The following is a 15697-nucleotide window of genomic DNA, read 5'->3' on the forward strand; positions in this document are numbered from 1 at the left end:
TACCTGCTGAAAAAAATAAAATTCTTTTCGTCTTATAATTCATCTTTTACCTCTCTTTTTATCAATAGAGTACGTAAATGTGAAAGTTATTGAAGGAGCTATTAAATATTAATGAATTGTGGCAACATTAACGTTCTTTCACATTAACATTTTTTGTTAGCTTTAATAGTTAGTATATTCTACATAAATTCCTTCTTCCGCTAACCTGCCCAGTAAGTTGAATAGTTCCTTCCATTTAAATTATCACATTAACTAATTCGAGCGAAAATTTTGTTGGCCTTACAGCTCTGCATTCATTCACTATCCAAGATAGTTCACTGCAATCATTGAGTTTTATGGAAAAGTGGCACCAAATTGAGGTGCTTCACTTGGAAAATAACGCCATTTCGAATGTAGAGCCATTAGTGAATTTGCCAAATTTAAAAAAGCTATATATTTTAGGAAATCAGGTGCAAAATAAATCTGTTCTAGACAATGGAATTATGATTTATTGAGGTAATATGACTATATTGTGAATGAATTAAATCTCAGCAAAGTGTTTAGTGTACTATATAACAGTTGTTTTTCCAGAGAAGAAAAATACAATTGACGTTTCATACTATTTTTTGTATTATATTGAAAAGAATGCCCGGACTAGATTGGGAGAGGTTCATAGCAAATACCCTCTATAAAAAACTATGGAAACATGACAATATGCCATGTCCATATCGGACGTGGCTTTTTTTTATGTTTTTACTAATGTTTTAATAGAATGATTGGTAATGCCTCTCTTGAAAAGTGTTGGGAAACATTTTACAAGGAGGTTTTTTTATGTCTTGCCGAAACCGGGATTGAATTGAACTTTTTGGTACTATGGCACACAATATTCGTTAAAAAATAAGAAGAAAGCAGCTCTTTCTTAAAGTGCTGTTATTCGATATAAGGGAGTTTTTCTAGATGAAGCAGGAAAAAGCAATTGTAGTATTTAGTGGAGGTCAGGACAGTACAACTTGTTTGTTCTGGGCAAAAGAACGTTTTGAAGAAGTTGAGGCAGTAACTTTTGATTATGGTCAAAGGCATCGTCTTGAAATTGAATGTGCGAAGGAGATAGCAAGGGAGCTTGGGGTCAAGCATCACATTCTTGATATGTCACTCCTGAATCAGCTTGCTCCGAATGCATTGACTCGACAAGACATAAAGGTAGAAGACGGAGAAAATGGTGAGCTTCCATCGACTTTTGTACCTGGCCGAAATCTGCTCTTTCTTTCATTTGCGGGCGTTTTAGCGAGCCAAGTAGGAGCTAAGCATATTGTAACTGGCGTTTGTGAAACGGATTTTAGTGGATATCCGGATTGTCGAGATGTTTTTATTAAATCCTTGAATGTAACGTTAAATTTATCGATGGATGATTCCTTTGTGATTGATACACCGTTGATGTGGCTGAATAAGGCACAGACATGGGAGCTTGCTGATCAGTTTGGGGCACTTGAATTTATTCGGGAAAGAACGCTGACTTGCTATAATGGTGTAATAGCAGATGGCTGTGGTGAATGCCCGGCATGTAAACTGCGAAATAAAGGGCTTGATGAGTATTTGAGCTTCAGGAAGGAGTCTTAAGGTATGTCAGAATTTATAATCGTCGATAAACTCCAAAAAATAGATGAAGATATTCAAAGAAATCAATTGAACTATCATGCAAAGCGTGTACTCATAAGCAAAGAATTTACTTTCGATGCGGCTCATCATTTACACAATTATGAGGGGAAATGTAAAAACCTGCACGGTCATACGTATCGCGTAGTATTAGGACTGAGTGGATACACAGATGAACGCGGTTTGGTGATTGATTTTGGCGATATAAAAGCAATATGGAAACAAAAAATAGAAATTCATTTGGATCACCGTTATTTAAATGAAACGCTTCCACCCATGAATACGACGGCAGAGAACATTGTTGTTTGGATTTACGAAAAATTGACTGAGGCCTTGCATGATGAACAAAGATATAACGATGCGCGTGTAGAGTTTATCAGACTATATGAAACTCCGACAAGCTATGCAGAAGCTAGACGGGAGTGGATGGAAGTTGAGTAAGGTACCTGTTATCGAGATTTTTGGACCGACGATTCAAGGCGAGGGAATGGTCGTTGGCCAGAAGACTATGTTTGTGAGAACTGCAGGCTGTGATTATTCCTGTTCTTGGTGTGATTCATCGTTTACGTGGGATGGTAGCGGAAAGCATCTTATCGTCCAAATGACAGCAGAAGAGATTTGGTCTGAGTTGAAACGCCTTGGAGGCAGTGGTTTTTCATTTGTCACGATATCAGGCGGCAATCCTGCACTCCATCAAAATTTGGAAGAACTCATTGCGATTTTAAAAGAAAACGACATAAAGGTCGGGGTGGAAACACAGGGAAGTAGGTGGCAAAAATGGATGTATGAGATTGATGAACTGACAATCTCACCTAAGCCACCTAGCTCTGGAATGACCACAGACTATTCGTTACTCTCTAATATGTTCGAAAAGCTTAAAAATCGCGACAGTAATCACCATATATCTCTCAAAATAGTCGTTTTTAATCAAGAGGATTACGAATATGCTAAACAAATTCACCAACGATATCCAATGATTCCTTTTTATCTCCAAGTCGGTAATGATGATCTCACAACGACTGACAATTCTCAATTGATACTCCATTTGTTGGATAACTATCATGCGCTGATTGATAGAGTGATTAACGATGAGGAATTCAGAGATGTCAAAGTACTACCACAGTTGCATGCCCTAGTTTGGGGGAATAAAAGAGGTGTATAAATAGTGTGTCATTACAAGAAATTGTATGGTGTTATCATTATTTATTTGACTTCCATCAAATACGTGTTGTAAAAACCTTCAAATCGAAAGGGAAAAGATTATAACTTGGGAAGGTGTGAGAGTATAGGTTAATTTGGCCTATACTTTTTTTGTACGTTCCAACATGTATATAAGCTATAGAGTAAATAGTTGAATCGTGAAGACAGCAGTAGTAACTAGCCAAGTGCAGGTGTTCACATGCCGATGCGGATATAAAGGTTGAAATAAATATGTACAAAAATGCTTGTTTAACCAATTACATTTTTGACTCCCTTTGTATATTACAACTTTACAGGAGTGGCGAGCATAATAGCATCGGCTAGCCATTGATGTAGCTGGGTTCTAGCCTAGCGAATCATGCGAGTAGAGGCTCCGTGTCAAGTTGTAATTATTCACACACTTGTAAAGAAACGTAGTTAATCAGCGAAAGTGTACATGTTTAGACGAGCAAAAATGTACATTATTATTTTGACATTTACATGCGGAATGTGAAAAAAGTATCTAATCTGAGGAACACGAACTTCATTGATCAATAACCAAACCGATTTTCACAAATAATAAAAATTCCTACCATTTTATCTACTTTCCTATCTTTATTTGTGTTAACTTAATATTGATAATGGTTAACTCAAATAGAGAGAATAGGAGGCAATGACATCAAGTATTTAATTAAGATGGAGGAATAAAATGATTCGAAAGTTTTCTACATATGATCTTGCGCAGATTTCATTGCTAGCTTGTCTTATTATCGTTACAGGCATGTTTAAAATTCCAACAGGTTTTCCTGGGTCTGACTTTCAATTATCAGCACCTATTGCAGTTGCAATTGCAGCGGTATTTGGATTTAAGCGATATTTTCTAGCGGGGATCATTGCAAGTTTAATCTTATTTTTATTAGGTATACACTCGATCTTAAATGTGGAGATCTCTTTCATTTTTCGATTGACTGTAGGCCTACTTATTGTTTTATTTGGGACTTCAATTCCGGTACTTGTTTTGGCAGGCCCAATTGGCACAACGATTGCTAGATTTGGTTTGGCTTTTACGTTAGGAATTCCATTGTTACCGTTAGTAGTTTTGGCTATTCCAGGTATGGTAATCACAGCTGTTAGTGTTTATCCTATAACGAAAATATTACAGACAATAAATAGGAAAGTAGCAGGTAATAATCATGTTAAAAACGTGTTATAGCATTCGCATGCGTGCGGCAGAGAGAAGCCCTGAACTAGGGGAAAAGCATATATCTGGTGGTGAACGGATAGGTAGTAAATCTCAGATAGAGCCAATTGTAAAGCAGTTATTGAACAAAGTAAGTAATCATTCACGTGGAGATGCTGACTTTATACAAATTACCGTTGAAAAAATTGCACATAATCAGATACAGTATTTGCCGCCTTTAGAAATTACAACAGTTGAGGCCGATTCAATTGAAAAGGCCCATAGTGAGGCAAGAAAGATACTAACCTCCTTAGGTGTTTCGGAGCATGCATTGAATGTTGCTTTTCACCAACTTGATAGTCATCAAAACCTCCGTGGCGCAATTATTTTAAATAGTAAAAGCGGCTTACGGCTTGACGATCGTGGGGAGAAGGGTGTTCGAGTTTCACGAATTGATTGGCAAGACGCTAATGGGGAGCTGAATGAGCGTGTTCGTGAAGCGTTGGCTTTGGCGACGAAAGTGGCAAATTCTCCGTTTACAATTGCAGAATTATGTTGGTCTGATGATCCAGATTACGTCACTGGATATGTAAGTAATCGTGCTATAGGTTATGTCAGAATTACACCGTTAAAAAGGGAAGGCTGCGAGAGCGGAGGGCGCATTTATTTTGTGTCAGATGAGGTTGAACTAGAATCTTTTATAGACTATTTAGAAAGCGTACCGGTTCTCATTAGGAGGGATTAAAAAATGGATCAGTGGTTACAGCAGGAACTACAATTAATAGAAGAGAAAGGATTGACAAGAAAGTTACGTTCGTTTTCAAATGGCAATGAGAGCGAGATCATTATGAATGATAAGAAATTTTTGCTTTTTTCATCTAATAACTATTTAGGTCTTGCAACAGATTTTCGGTTGAGAAAGAAAGCATTTGAAGGTATTAGTAAATACGGTACAGGAGCAGGTGGTTCGAGATTAACAACCGGAAATTTCGTCATTCATGAACAGCTTGAATGTGAAATTGCGGATTTGAAAAAGACTGAAGCCGCCATTGTTTTCAGCAGTGGTTATTTAGCGAATATTGGTGTGATTTCGAGTGTGATGAAGGCAGGGGATATAATTTTTTCTGATGCTTGGAATCATGCGAGTATAATAGATGGTTGTCGACTTAGTACAGCAAAGACAATTGTTTATGAACATGCGGATATGGTAGATTTAGAGCATAAACTAAGGAAATCACATGGAGATGGAAAGAAGTTTATTGTGACAGATGGCGTCTTTAGTATGGATGGTGATATCGCTCCACTTCCCGAAATAGTTGCACTAGCAAAGAAATACAATGCTTACATAATGATTGATGATGCGCATGCGACAGGTGTTTTAGGAAATGATGGCCGTGGTACTGCCGATTATTTTGGATTGAAAGATGACATTGATTTGACAGTTGGCACGTTGAGTAAAGCGATTGGTGCAGAGGGTGGCTTTGTAGCGACGTCGTCCATTGCAAAGAACTATTTACTGAATAGCGCTAGATCTTTTATTTTCCAAACAGCTTTATCTCCAAGTGCGATTGAAGCAGCGCGAGAAGGGATTTCCATTATTCAACATGAGCCCGAACGAAGGGAACAATTGCTGAATAATGCTAAGTATTTACGTCAAAAATTGGTGGAATCGGGTTTTATAGTTAAAGGCGGAGAAACGCCAATTATATCTCTTCTTATTGGTGATGCCCATGAAGCTATGCGATTTTCTGAGAAACTAATGGAAGAAGGTGTTTTTATTCCAGCGATTCGGCCACCAACTGTGCCAAAAGGGTCAAGCCGGTTGCGGATTACAGTGATGGCTACACATACAATGGAGCAGCTCGATACAGTCATCATTAAAATGAAGAAAATAGGAAAAGAAATGGGTATTGTATCATGATCAAAAATGATACCTAGATAAATTCTTTTGATATACTGCAAAATTCAAGATTAAAATCATCTTACTAAAACCCCTGATTCTTCTGCTTGGCGTAGAAAAATCAGGGGTTTAATTTATACCATTTTATTATAAATGATTCAATGCTTTGACGCTCACTTTAACCGTTAAATCATGCTTTCCACCTGAATAAACGCCTTCAACAGGGCTTATGTCGGAATAATCACGGCCAATGCATAAAATAATGTGATTTTCTAACACTTCTACATTATTAGTTGGATCGAGACCAATCCAGCCGATTCCTGGTATCATGACTTCTACCCAAGCGTGGGTTGCAATATCACCGATTAAGGCAGAGTTTTCATCGACGTATAAATAACCGCTAACATAGCGTGCTGGAATTCCTTTAGCTCTTAGCACCGCAAGCATGACATGTGTGAAATCCTGGCAAACACCTCGCTTAAGGGAAAAGGCTTCGCTCGCAGTTGTCGTAACATCGGTTGCACCAGGAACGTATTCAAAAGTCGAGTATAAATATTGCATTAAATTTAATGAAAATAATACAGGATTTTCAGCATGACCAATTGCATGATAAACTTCCTCTAACTGATTTTCTGTCATAAACGTAAAATGTGTAAACTTTAAATAGGGCAAATAATGCTCATAAAACAGTTTCGAGTGAAAAATTGTCTGCATTTCTGGTGAATATTGAATGCGATGAATAAATGGTGCACGTTGAATGCTGACAATAGAGGTCGTTTGAATTTCTAGCTCTTGATGCTGCTCAGGTATATAAAATGTGCCAACCGTATTGCCCCATATATCTGTATGCTCACGCGTTAAAGATGAAGGAGTGATGGCAATTCGATAGGATAGTAAGCGCTGACGCTCATCGCCCCTTGGTTTTAAGCGGATTGTATTTAAGCTTTGATCGACTTCAGAATCATATTGAAAAATATTTGTATGTTGAATTTCAAATTTCATTGTGTCTGCTTCCTTTGGATTACTGACTTGCTTGTTGAAAGGGAGCTGTTGTTGATTCCTTTCAAGGTTGTACGCTGGGTTCATATAAATGATAAATTGTTGAAAATGTATTGCCAAAATCAATACATTGACACAATCTTTCCTCCATTAACAAAATAGTTTCCTCTAATGTAATATTCCATAAATCTACATTCATCACGGCAAATAATAAACTCTTTAATGGGGTATGAAGCGCTAAAAATCTTGCTGAAAGAGGGTCGCTGTCTAAACAGATAAAAGCTTCTTCTAATTTTTTTAAGCAAAACATCACTGAACGTGGGAAATGCTTATCCTGTAATAAATATTGCATAACATAGAGTAAATTGGTTTGGCGATGCTTGCGTAAATAAGACTCCGTCGCCTCCGATAAATCGAGTAAAAACGATCCGTCCGCTTCTTTTAAAGAGATGGCTATTTCCTTATGTTGCTCTAGTATAATTAAAGCCATACGAATCGTCTTTTCTACACGTTCTATCCATTTCCCAACTTGCATGAAATAAAACGGTAAATCTCGATCCATCGAGCCTTCGATAAGCCCCGTTACCGTCAAAGAAGTCTTTCGAACATTTTGTAAAAAAGAGTTTAGAACAATTAGTGGAATTGGTCTTTCACGTTCCACCATGTCTTGCTGTAACGATAAATAAAAGGCATTTTGCAATTCCCAAAGCTCAATGGGTATGCTATCGCGAGTTATACGGGCGTTTTCTCGAACTGCACGTAAAGTAGCGTGGAGGGCATTGCAGTTATTATTAGAAAAGAGTAGATATTCGATAAGTGGATTGACTCGAATCGACTCATAAAAGGACAAGTATTCTTCCTTCGAGGCACAAATATTTAACACCGCTTCCCAATGATCGATGTATTCATTTTCTTTGCCAGATTGCTCCAACATATTCAACAGCTGTACTTGTAATATATGTGCATTCGTTTGTGATCGTTCACTATATCGTGCCATCCAGTATAGTGCATCGGCTACTCGACTTAGCATATTGCAATTCCTCCTTTAATATCCATGTATCTTTTGCTCCTCCGCCCTGGGAAGAGTTCACGACTAAAGATCCTTCTTTTAATGCTACACGCGATAAACCTCCAGGTAGCACATAAGTATCCTCGCCCTTCATGACATAAACACGCAAATCGACATGACAAGGATAAAATCTACCATCCTGAAAAGCTGGTGCTCTAGAAAGGCTAATTGTTGGTTGTGCAATGTATTGAACCGGGTTTTCCAATATTTTTTCTTTAAAAATAGCGATTTCTTTATCACTTGCATGCGGACCAATTAGCATATCATAGCCCCCAGATGCACTAACGTTTTTTATAACAAGCTCTCTCATATGCTCAAGAACCCAACCTCGCTGTCTATCATCAGCTAGATGATAAGTCTCCACATTACGTAAAATAGGTTCCTCTTTCAAATAGTAGCGAATCATATCCGGTACATAGGCATACATCGCTTTATCATCAGCAACACCATTACCAACAGCATTTAAAATAGCAATATTTCCAGCCTTATAAGCAGCCATAATATGAGGAACTCCAAGTAAAGAATCCTCACGAAAAACAACAGGATCTAAGAAATCATCATCAATTCGCCGATAAATAATATCAATTTGCTCTAGACCATAGATTGTCTTCTTATACACCTTATTATCTCTGACAACTAAATCTCGTCCTTCAACAAGCTGAATATTGAGCTGCTGTGCTAAAAAAACATGATCGTAATAGGCCGAATTATACATACCTGCTGTTAAGAGGACAGCTTTAGGTTCTCTATCTGGGTTCATAGAAGGTGGACGATGGGCAAGAAGTGCCTTCTTCATAAAGGCCATTTGTTTGTCGAGTGACTGGATCGTATGTTTAGAAAAAAATTCAGGATACACTTCCTTCATCACAGATCGATTTTGAAAAACATAGGATATCCCTGAAGGATTGCGTAAATTATCTTCTAACACGTAGTAAACGCCCTGTTCATCACGAATCAAGTCTATGCCTGCTAAAAAAATATGATTATCAATAGGTACTTTTACACCAAGCATTTCTTTATAATAATACCGATTGTTTTCAATGAGTTGTTTCGGAATAAGCCCATCCTCAAAAATGCGTTGTTCATGGTAAACATCATGTAAAAAACAATTTAAGGCTTTCACACGCTGCTTCATACCAGCTTCTATGACTTCCCACTGTTCATATGGAATAATAATAGGTATAAAATCAAAGGGCATTGTTCGCTCTGTTCCACCTTGTGCACCATAAACGGTAAATGTAATGCCTTGTTTAAGGAATGTTGATTGTGCTTGCTGATATTTTTCATCTAATTGTTCCTTAGTGAAAGCATGGAGTTTATGGTGGAAAGACCGATAATGAGGCTTCGGTTGATTACCTTCGAACATCTCATCAAAAAACATACCAGATTCATAGAACTTCATCATATGGATCGCCCTCCGAATTTAAGTAGTAGAGAAAACGTGTTACACTTAGTAAGAATCAATATCGCCTTAGCGACATTGTAGTAAATAGGTACCAATTAAAAAGGCACCAATCCGCATTCATCTCATCACTTTTAAAGTAATGAAGATAAATACATATAAAAGGAGCTAATAAAATGACAATCATTAATTTAATGCAAGCGTATGAGCTAGACAAGCTTTCAAAATTAGATTTTACTGATGAGGAGATTTTACGCACATTGCAAACAGGGGATGTATCCGTTTGGCAGGAACAAGTACCAAACTATGAATTTACCGAAACAATGGCACTTTACCAAGAAGGGGAGCAAATTTTCATAGATGCTCTGCACGGAAACTACAGTATCAAATATGTAACTTTGCCAGGCATTAAGCGCTTATTGTATATTCGTTTCCAATTAGAAGAAGGCAAGGATTATCAATTATTAGAAACGGGAATCCAGCATTTAACTTGTGATGAGGATGTTATCGCTAAACTTCAACATATGCTATCAACAAACTGGTCTCTAGCCAAACAAGTAGATGGGACGTATAGTATTTTTGTAAAGTAACGGTTTTCATACAAAAATCGACAAAATTCCAAATAATCCCATGCGTGTTGTGAGAGGAATCGACACGTACAGTTACCCATCTTTTTATTTTTCGAATCGTCTCAGAGCATTTAACTCACTAGATTTAAATATTCATTTTTTTTGCTTTTTATACCTAAAAAATGAAACTTTCATAAAAACTTTTAAAAAGGTGATTTTCTTACTAAAGAGAATCATCTTTTTTATCGCTCATAAAGAGAACGTTTGTTCTGCGTTGTAAGAAAGAGCATTTTTTTCATTATAAAGTTCCCAAATTTATATTTGGGAACGTTTTTTCGTGGTAAAATAGAGAAAATAGAGGTGATTTTATGGAAAAGACGAAGCTTCCTAAAATAATGAGAGATTTCCTTGTTTATTTAACGACGATTAAAGGGAAGTCTCATCGCACAAGAAAAGAATATGAATACGATTTGACTTTATTCTTCCGATTCTACATAGCAATTCAGCATGATCATGAACTATCAGATTTATGTAAAATAGATATTTCTAGTATTTCAATAGAAGAAATTCGTGAAATGACACTAGAGGATCTTTATTTATTTATGGAATATTGCGAGGTGCAGCGAGGGAATTCAGCATCTGCGAGAGCGCGTAAAGTAGCAACGTTAAAATCATTTTTTAAATATCTAAAAGGAAAACGACGTCTACTAGAGGAAAATCCGGCAGATGAATTAGAAACGCCAAAAATAGGACGGAAAAAACCTATCTATATGAACATCGAGGAAGCCACGCAATTTATCGATGGCATCCAGCCAAATCGTGCTTCACCGAGGAATTATTGTATGATGATGTTTTTCTTAAATTTAGGGATTCGTGTGACAGAGCTTTGTCAGCTAAATAGGTCATCTATACAAGGTCGCTACTTAACGGTTGTTGGTAAAGGGAATAAAGAGCGGACAGTTTATTTGAATGATAGCTGCATCCAGGCACTTGCAGACTATGAAAATAGCGGAAAGACGGCCTATAAAGGCGTGGAAGAAGAGCCTCTTTTCGTCTCACAAAAGGGAACACGCTTCACACGTCAAACCGTTGCAAAAATCGTTAAACAAATTAATCAGCAATCCGGACTTCAAAAAGAACGACTGACGCCACATAAGTTACGTCATACTTCCGCAACAATGATGTATAAATCAGGGGCAGATATTCGAAGTCTTCAGCATATACTAGGCCATTCAAGTGTTGCAACGACCCAAATCTATACGCATATTGAAGATGAAGAGCTACAACATGTACTCGAAAATAATCCGTTCAATATTGTTCGAACTAGAGAACATTACATTGAATAAAATAGGCAACTAAAAAAGCCGATTATCCTTACTTGTAGGAGTCGGCTTTTAGTTCTATTATCTGTTGTTAGCTTCCATGCCATTAATAGCGTTTGTTAGCTCAATAAACTGTCTTTCAATTGGCGTAAATTCGTGATGTAAACGAGTAATTAAATATAAATCAACGAATCTAAAGGTTGATGGTACTTCTAAGTATTGTTCAATGTTGTATCGACTTGCTATACGTTTAGAAACTAGAGTAATTCCCATGCCCATCATGGCAAATTGTAACAAAGTTTCTGGGTCTCCCACTTCAATTATTTCTCCCTGCGTAATAGCTAAATTCTTACATATATCTCGCAATATTGAAAGATACAAACAGTTATCAGATAGCACAAGTAAGTTTTTTTCACATATATAATCCTCGAAGATTGTACTCTGATCAATACCTTGACCTATGATAACCATTTCTTCAATAGCAACTTTTTTATACTTTATATGCTTATTTTTTAATGTACCAATTGTATAGGCTAGATCAATTTTCCCTTGCAGAATTTGATTTTCTATATACGCTGTTGAACCTGTTTTTAAGGTTACCGATAAATTAGGGTAGGTTTGATAAAGCTTATTTAAAGCTTGTGATACTTGAGTTCCTCCCATTGAAATCATCGTACCAACTCGTAGTTTTTCCTCATGTTTTTTCATCATATTTTCTGTTTCTTCCCAAAAAAACAATATTTTCTTAAATTGATGATATAATTTTTCTCCATCTTTTGTTAGTGTTACACCTTTAGAATTTCTAACAAATAATTGTTGATTATAATGATTTTCTATTTTTTTTATTTTTGCCGTCATATTTGATTGTAGGTGATTCAATTTAGCGGCAGCAGCTGATATACTTTTCAATTCTGCAACTGACACAAATGCTTTCATGTTTTCAATATCCATTTCTATTCACATCCATCAAAAAAAGTGATAGGACCATCATTAATAAACATTTAAAATGATGTCTTGTTGTCATTATACTTTGTATAAGGATATAGAGAAACTTATTAATGGAGTTTGTCATTCCTAACTAGTCTTTATTTTGTGGGGGAGTCTTAGTAGCCGTCGCTTCGATTTCGCTACAAATATATTACTACCAGTTAATAGGAGGTATAGTTAATGAAAAATAAAATTATCAATGTAGGGATTATAGGTGGATCTTTGAATAATCAATGGGCAAGTCAAACGCATATTCCAGCACTAAAGAACAATCCTTTCTACAACATAACAGCAATTGGAACTTCCAATATTGTGACCGCCGAAAAAAGTGCTAAAATTCTGAATGCACCTCATGCTTTTACAAACTATAAGGAATTAGCACAATCGAAAGATGTTGACTTAGTAGTTGTAAGTATCAAAGTCCCTCATCATTATGATGCTGTACTAGCAGTATTAGAAGAAAATAAACATATTTATTGTGAATGGCCACTAGCTATTCATACGCAGCAAGCAGAAAAAATGGCTCAATTGGCAGAAGAAAGACATATTCATCATGCAATTGGACTACAAGGTAGGCAATCTCCAGAAGTTAACTATGTAAAACAAGCCATTCAGCAGGGGGATATTGGTAAGGTTATTTCCTGTACTATGCAAGTTGCAACACAAGGAAAAGGTGGCATAACAGATGAAAAAGGTCGTTATCTATTAGACGAAGATAATGGAGCCACCCTTCTTTCTATTAACGGCGGGCATTCACTAGATGTACTCTGTTATATTTTAGGTGATTTTAAAGAACTATCTGCTACAATGAATGTCCACTATACCGAAGCGTTCGTACAAGAAACAGGTCAATCAATAGAAAAAAATACTGCTGATCAAATATTGATACAGGGGACGCTCGTAAATGATACTTCAGCATCTGTACATATCCAAGGAGGGGTTTATCCTGCTTTTCAATTAGAAATTAGGGGCGAAAAGGGAGCATTTCGCTTAACACAGAAAAATTCCTATGGCCATGTCCAATTTGGGAACCTTATCATTGAAAAAATGATTCATCCAAATAATTTGTTTAACGCTAAAGATATTTTAATGGAAGAAGTAAAAATTTCACAACAAAATAATGACGCGATCAGCTATGTGAATCAAGCCTATACGATGTTGGCAAAAGATATTGCTAAGAGCAGAAAGCATATTCCCAATTTTAATGATGCTGTCAAACTGCATCGGTTGTTAGATGTAGTTCGAAAATCCGCAATGACTGGTAAACGAATATTCATAAAGCAACTATAAAAGAATATTTTACATTGTATAAAACATATACAGAAAAGGGAGTAAAAAAAACGTTAGTGGAGGAGATACCTATGAATCAATTAATAAACGATCATCTATGTGAAACAAGAAATAACTTAGTTGAGGAAATACAATTATTAAATGATAGTCAATTCAATGCTAAGCCTGATGCAAATTGTTGGAGTATCGCCCAAGTTTGCCATCACTTATCTTTAACGGAGGAGTCTTTTATAAAAGTAATTGCATGGGGTTTAAAACAAGAGAATAGTCAGCAAACAGAACGTAAAAATGTTCACCTTATTTTAGATAGAACAACGAAAGTTCCAGCACCAGATTTCCTTGAACCAACAAAAGACTTTTTGACAGTTCAGCAAATCATTGCGCTGCTGGACGATTCTAGAAAGAAATTTACAACTTTCCTTGATACAATTGAAGATCCATCCCTATTAACAGAAAAAATCTTTAAACATCCATTTCTGGGCGAATTACCCCTTGATCAATGGATAGAACTAGTTTATATTCATGAACAACGGCATATTGAACAAATAAAAGAAATCAAAGCACTCATCAAAGTTGAGCATTAACGAACTTATTGGCGACTGAATACAAAGAATGATAAAAAAAGCACGACATTATGTTAAAGAAATTATAATAGAAATTTTAAATTCAGTCGTATTTGAAGATATTTGGAACAACTTAATTTTTATTCCTAGAATGATTTTTAGATTATTGAAGATTATATGGTGAAGGTCCAATTTCTCATGGGCAACAAAAGAGATTGATAAATAGATATAAAAAGAAGGAAGGGGCAAAGAGCTTTCCTTCTTTTTGTATGTTTTATGGTACAATTTACCATATTCATGTAGTAGAATTATGAAGATTTATAAATCATGGATGTGTACGTTTATTTTACTCTTATCAGGGTGTAATACATTTTCAGCGAAAACAGCAGTATCCTCTTCGAAAGTAACGTCAGAGGCTGTAAAAAGTGAACCTGATGTCCTCAATATCACTCAAAAAGAGAAAGGCCCAGAACCAGGAACCACTGACCCAATTGAGATCGATGAAGAGATAACGTCTTCAATTGGTGAAAGTAAATCACTTATGATGGAGATGTTCCATTTAAAATATCTTTAAAGAAACAAAAGTTGTAAATGGTATTTTAAAAAGTAACGAAAGTTTTGAAAGAATATTGGCCAGGTTTCCAAAAGGAGCGTATGTCATTTCTTACGTTGGAGAACAGGGGAGCCACCAATTAATTTTCGACTAAAGTACTTCCTTCCATTAATATGTGATATGAGCGAGAGCCATTGTTTTGATCAATTATTTTCAAAACAATGGATTTTAATATGTTTTTAATCAAACTATTTAGAAATACTTGACGAAACAAATCATCTGTTATATATTAAATAAAAATAAAAACAACTGTTATAAAACAGTTTAGTTTAGGAGGAATTGTAATGTCAAAATATCGTGATGGTTATGAATTTTATTGTGAGATGTGTGAGCGCTATGGTCTTGAGCCAATTTCATTCCGATACTATTTGCTACAGTTATCACAGCAACAACTTTCCGCTTATAATATGCAAGCCAAACAATTAGGAATTTGAAAGGTTTGTAATTAAAGGATGTGGTTATTACGGAAGCCGACGTGAATATTTTATGAAAAGCCCAGCCATACTAATTTAAATGGACTGGGCTTTTGTATATTTGAAAGAAATATCAGAAAATTTATTGACGTTCCAAATTACCTATTATATAATATTATTGAAAATATAATTCTGTTATATAACAAAATATATCGATCAATTATCACAAAAACAATTAGTATATTATAACGAAACTGTACAATCGAAAGGAAGTTATTAGTATGACAGATTATCGAGAAGGCTACGATTTTTATCGACAAGTGTGCGAGAAACATGGTTTAGAGCCAATAAATTTTCACTATTATATATTAAACTTATCTCAGGAACAACTAGATGCCTACAATGAACGAGCTAAAACATTCGGAGGTCAAATACAATATGAAATTTCTTAGGTTATAAAAATGCCTCACTGTCTTTATGTGACAGTAAGGCATTTTTGTTTCATATCATAAATGAAGCAATTATTCAAGTATAGTAAAATTACAGATGATGCATATATTATAAAGATAACTAGGCTAA

General features: G+C 35.8%; 18 protein-coding genes and 1 riboswitch. Of the genes, 14 read left to right on the forward strand and 4 right to left on the reverse strand.

What is annotated here, in order from left to right:
* Positions 1 to 335: 335 nt before the first annotated feature.
* The 7 genes from ACIQ7N_RS17840 to bioF all read left to right on the forward strand — a co-directional run bounded on the left by ACIQ7N_RS17840 (position 336) and on the right by bioF (position 5912).
* The gene (locus ACIQ7N_RS17840) at positions 336 to 494 is read left to right on the forward strand and encodes a leucine-rich repeat domain-containing protein (RefSeq protein WP_402934482.1); all 159 of its coding nucleotides are present in this window, start codon (positions 336 to 338) and stop codon (positions 492 to 494) included.
* A 144-nt stretch (positions 495 to 638) separates the two neighbouring features.
* Positions 639 to 685, forward strand: a riboswitch (PreQ1 riboswitch).
* Positions 686 to 936: 251 nt separating this feature from the next.
* Positions 937 to 1596 carry a 7-cyano-7-deazaguanine synthase QueC gene (gene queC, locus ACIQ7N_RS17845; protein WP_400938095.1) on the forward strand — a complete coding sequence of 220 codons (660 nt, stop codon included), beginning with the start codon at positions 937 to 939 and terminating at the stop codon, positions 1594 to 1596.
* Between the two features lie 3 nt (positions 1597 to 1599).
* Positions 1600 to 2073: a 6-carboxytetrahydropterin synthase QueD gene (gene queD, locus ACIQ7N_RS17850; protein WP_402934484.1), complete on the forward strand. Its 474-nt coding sequence runs from the start codon at positions 1600 to 1602 to the stop codon at positions 2071 to 2073.
* A complete protein-coding gene (gene queE / locus ACIQ7N_RS17855; protein ID WP_402934487.1) occupies positions 2066 to 2794 on the forward strand; it encodes a 7-carboxy-7-deazaguanine synthase QueE in 729 nt (242 codons plus the stop codon). The genes queD and queE overlap by 8 nt, the downstream gene beginning before the upstream one ends.
* Before the next feature lie 726 nt (positions 2795 to 3520).
* The gene (locus ACIQ7N_RS17860; RefSeq protein WP_402934490.1) at positions 3521 to 4024 is read left to right on the forward strand and encodes a hypothetical protein; all 504 of its coding nucleotides are present in this window, start codon (positions 3521 to 3523) and stop codon (positions 4022 to 4024) included.
* On the forward strand, positions 4005 to 4736 hold the full coding sequence (gene bioW / locus ACIQ7N_RS17865) for a 6-carboxyhexanoate--CoA ligase (protein ID WP_402934493.1): 732 nt from the start codon (positions 4005 to 4007) through the stop codon (positions 4734 to 4736). The genes ACIQ7N_RS17860 and bioW overlap by 20 nt, the downstream gene beginning before the upstream one ends.
* A gap of 3 nt (positions 4737 to 4739) precedes the next feature.
* Positions 4740 to 5912, forward strand: a complete 1173-nt coding sequence (bioF, locus tag ACIQ7N_RS17870; RefSeq protein ID WP_402934496.1) for an 8-amino-7-oxononanoate synthase — start codon at positions 4740 to 4742, stop codon at positions 5910 to 5912.
* 126 nt (positions 5913 to 6038) lie between these two features.
* Here bioF and ACIQ7N_RS17875 read toward each other — a convergent pair whose 3' ends face one another.
* From ACIQ7N_RS17875 to ACIQ7N_RS17885, 3 genes are all read right to left on the reverse strand, one after another.
* Positions 6039 to 6893, reverse strand: coding sequence for a transglutaminase family protein (locus tag ACIQ7N_RS17875; protein ID WP_402934498.1), 855 nt, complete (start codon positions 6891 to 6893; stop codon positions 6039 to 6041).
* A gap of 61 nt (positions 6894 to 6954) precedes the next feature.
* Complete coding sequence (locus ACIQ7N_RS17880; protein WP_402934501.1) at positions 6955 to 7920, reverse strand: alpha-E domain-containing protein; 966 nt, start codon at positions 7918 to 7920, stop codon at positions 6955 to 6957.
* Positions 7874 to 9364 (reverse strand): circularly permuted type 2 ATP-grasp protein, encoded by a 1491-nt coding sequence (locus ACIQ7N_RS17885; protein ID WP_402934504.1) that lies wholly within the window; start codon positions 9362 to 9364, stop codon positions 7874 to 7876. The genes ACIQ7N_RS17880 and ACIQ7N_RS17885 overlap by 47 nt, the downstream gene beginning before the upstream one ends.
* 173 nt (positions 9365 to 9537) lie before the next feature.
* On the opposite strand from ACIQ7N_RS17885, the gene ACIQ7N_RS17890 reads away from it, so the two are divergent.
* Positions 9538 to 9951: a hypothetical protein gene (locus tag ACIQ7N_RS17890; RefSeq protein ID WP_402934507.1), complete on the forward strand. Its 414-nt coding sequence runs from the start codon at positions 9538 to 9540 to the stop codon at positions 9949 to 9951.
* A 347-nt stretch (positions 9952 to 10298) separates the two neighbouring features.
* Positions 10299 to 11276, forward strand: coding sequence for a tyrosine recombinase XerC (locus tag ACIQ7N_RS17895; RefSeq protein ID WP_402934510.1), 978 nt, complete (start codon positions 10299 to 10301; stop codon positions 11274 to 11276).
* Between the two features lie 57 nt (positions 11277 to 11333).
* On the opposite strand, the gene ACIQ7N_RS17900 is transcribed toward ACIQ7N_RS17895, so the two are convergent.
* Positions 11334 to 12203 carry a LysR family transcriptional regulator gene (locus ACIQ7N_RS17900; protein WP_402934513.1) on the reverse strand — a complete coding sequence of 290 codons (870 nt, stop codon included), beginning with the start codon at positions 12201 to 12203 and terminating at the stop codon, positions 11334 to 11336.
* Between the two features lie 216 nt (positions 12204 to 12419).
* Between ACIQ7N_RS17900 and ACIQ7N_RS17905 the strand changes: the two genes are divergently transcribed.
* The 5 genes from ACIQ7N_RS17905 to ACIQ7N_RS17925 all read left to right on the forward strand — a co-directional run bounded on the left by ACIQ7N_RS17905 (position 12420) and on the right by ACIQ7N_RS17925 (position 15570).
* Positions 12420 to 13529, forward strand: a complete 1110-nt coding sequence (locus tag ACIQ7N_RS17905) for a Gfo/Idh/MocA family protein (RefSeq protein WP_402934516.1) — start codon at positions 12420 to 12422, stop codon at positions 13527 to 13529.
* Between the two features lie 71 nt (positions 13530 to 13600).
* The gene (locus ACIQ7N_RS17910; protein ID WP_402934519.1) at positions 13601 to 14113 is read left to right on the forward strand and encodes a DinB family protein; all 513 of its coding nucleotides are present in this window, start codon (positions 13601 to 13603) and stop codon (positions 14111 to 14113) included.
* Positions 14114 to 14402: 289 nt separating this feature from the next.
* Positions 14403 to 14666 carry a hypothetical protein gene (locus ACIQ7N_RS17915; RefSeq protein WP_402934522.1) on the forward strand — a complete coding sequence of 88 codons (264 nt, stop codon included), beginning with the start codon at positions 14403 to 14405 and terminating at the stop codon, positions 14664 to 14666.
* 323 nt (positions 14667 to 14989) lie between these two features.
* Positions 14990 to 15139, forward strand: a complete 150-nt coding sequence (locus tag ACIQ7N_RS17920) for a hypothetical protein (protein ID WP_049665318.1) — start codon at positions 14990 to 14992, stop codon at positions 15137 to 15139.
* A 260-nt stretch (positions 15140 to 15399) separates the two neighbouring features.
* Entirely contained in the window at positions 15400 to 15570 is a 171-nt protein-coding gene (locus ACIQ7N_RS17925; protein WP_402934525.1) for a transcriptional regulator, read from the forward strand.
* Positions 15571 to 15697: the final 127 nt, after the last annotated feature.

The organism is Lysinibacillus sp. NPDC095746 (genome assembly GCF_044763535.1).
GTDB lineage: Bacteria > Bacillota > Bacilli > Bacillales_A > Planococcaceae > Lysinibacillus.

Coding starts and splice junctions, on each gene's coding strand:
- ACIQ7N_RS17885 (WP_402934504.1), bottom strand. CDS start 9,364: ATGATGAAGTTCTATGAATCTGGTATGTTTTTTGATGAGATGTTCGAA.
- ACIQ7N_RS17895 (WP_402934510.1), top strand. CDS start 10,299: ATGGAAAAGACGAAGCTTCCTAAAATAATGAGAGATTTCCTTGTTTAT.
- ACIQ7N_RS17915 (WP_402934522.1), top strand. CDS start 14,403: ATGAAGATTTATAAATCATGGATGTGTACGTTTATTTTACTCTTATCA.
- bioF (WP_402934496.1), top strand. CDS start 4,740: ATGGATCAGTGGTTACAGCAGGAACTACAATTAATAGAAGAGAAAGGA.
- ACIQ7N_RS17880 (WP_402934501.1), bottom strand. CDS start 7,920: ATGCTAAGTCGAGTAGCCGATGCACTATACTGGATGGCACGATATAGT.
- ACIQ7N_RS17910 (WP_402934519.1), top strand. CDS start 13,601: ATGAATCAATTAATAAACGATCATCTATGTGAAACAAGAAATAACTTA.
- ACIQ7N_RS17875 (WP_402934498.1), bottom strand. CDS start 6,893: ATGAAATTTGAAATTCAACATACAAATATTTTTCAATATGATTCTGAA.
- ACIQ7N_RS17905 (WP_402934516.1), top strand. CDS start 12,420: ATGAAAAATAAAATTATCAATGTAGGGATTATAGGTGGATCTTTGAAT.
- ACIQ7N_RS17925 (WP_402934525.1), top strand. CDS start 15,400: ATGACAGATTATCGAGAAGGCTACGATTTTTATCGACAAGTGTGCGAG.
- queD (WP_402934484.1), top strand. CDS start 1,600: ATGTCAGAATTTATAATCGTCGATAAACTCCAAAAAATAGATGAAGAT.
- ACIQ7N_RS17860 (WP_402934490.1), top strand. CDS start 3,521: ATGATTCGAAAGTTTTCTACATATGATCTTGCGCAGATTTCATTGCTA.
- ACIQ7N_RS17840 (WP_402934482.1), top strand. CDS start 336: ATGGAAAAGTGGCACCAAATTGAGGTGCTTCACTTGGAAAATAACGCC.
- bioW (WP_402934493.1), top strand. CDS start 4,005: ATGTTAAAAACGTGTTATAGCATTCGCATGCGTGCGGCAGAGAGAAGC.
- queC (WP_400938095.1), top strand. CDS start 937: ATGAAGCAGGAAAAAGCAATTGTAGTATTTAGTGGAGGTCAGGACAGT.
- ACIQ7N_RS17900 (WP_402934513.1), bottom strand. CDS start 12,203: ATGGATATTGAAAACATGAAAGCATTTGTGTCAGTTGCAGAATTGAAA.
- ACIQ7N_RS17890 (WP_402934507.1), top strand. CDS start 9,538: ATGACAATCATTAATTTAATGCAAGCGTATGAGCTAGACAAGCTTTCA.
- ACIQ7N_RS17920 (WP_049665318.1), top strand. CDS start 14,990: ATGTCAAAATATCGTGATGGTTATGAATTTTATTGTGAGATGTGTGAG.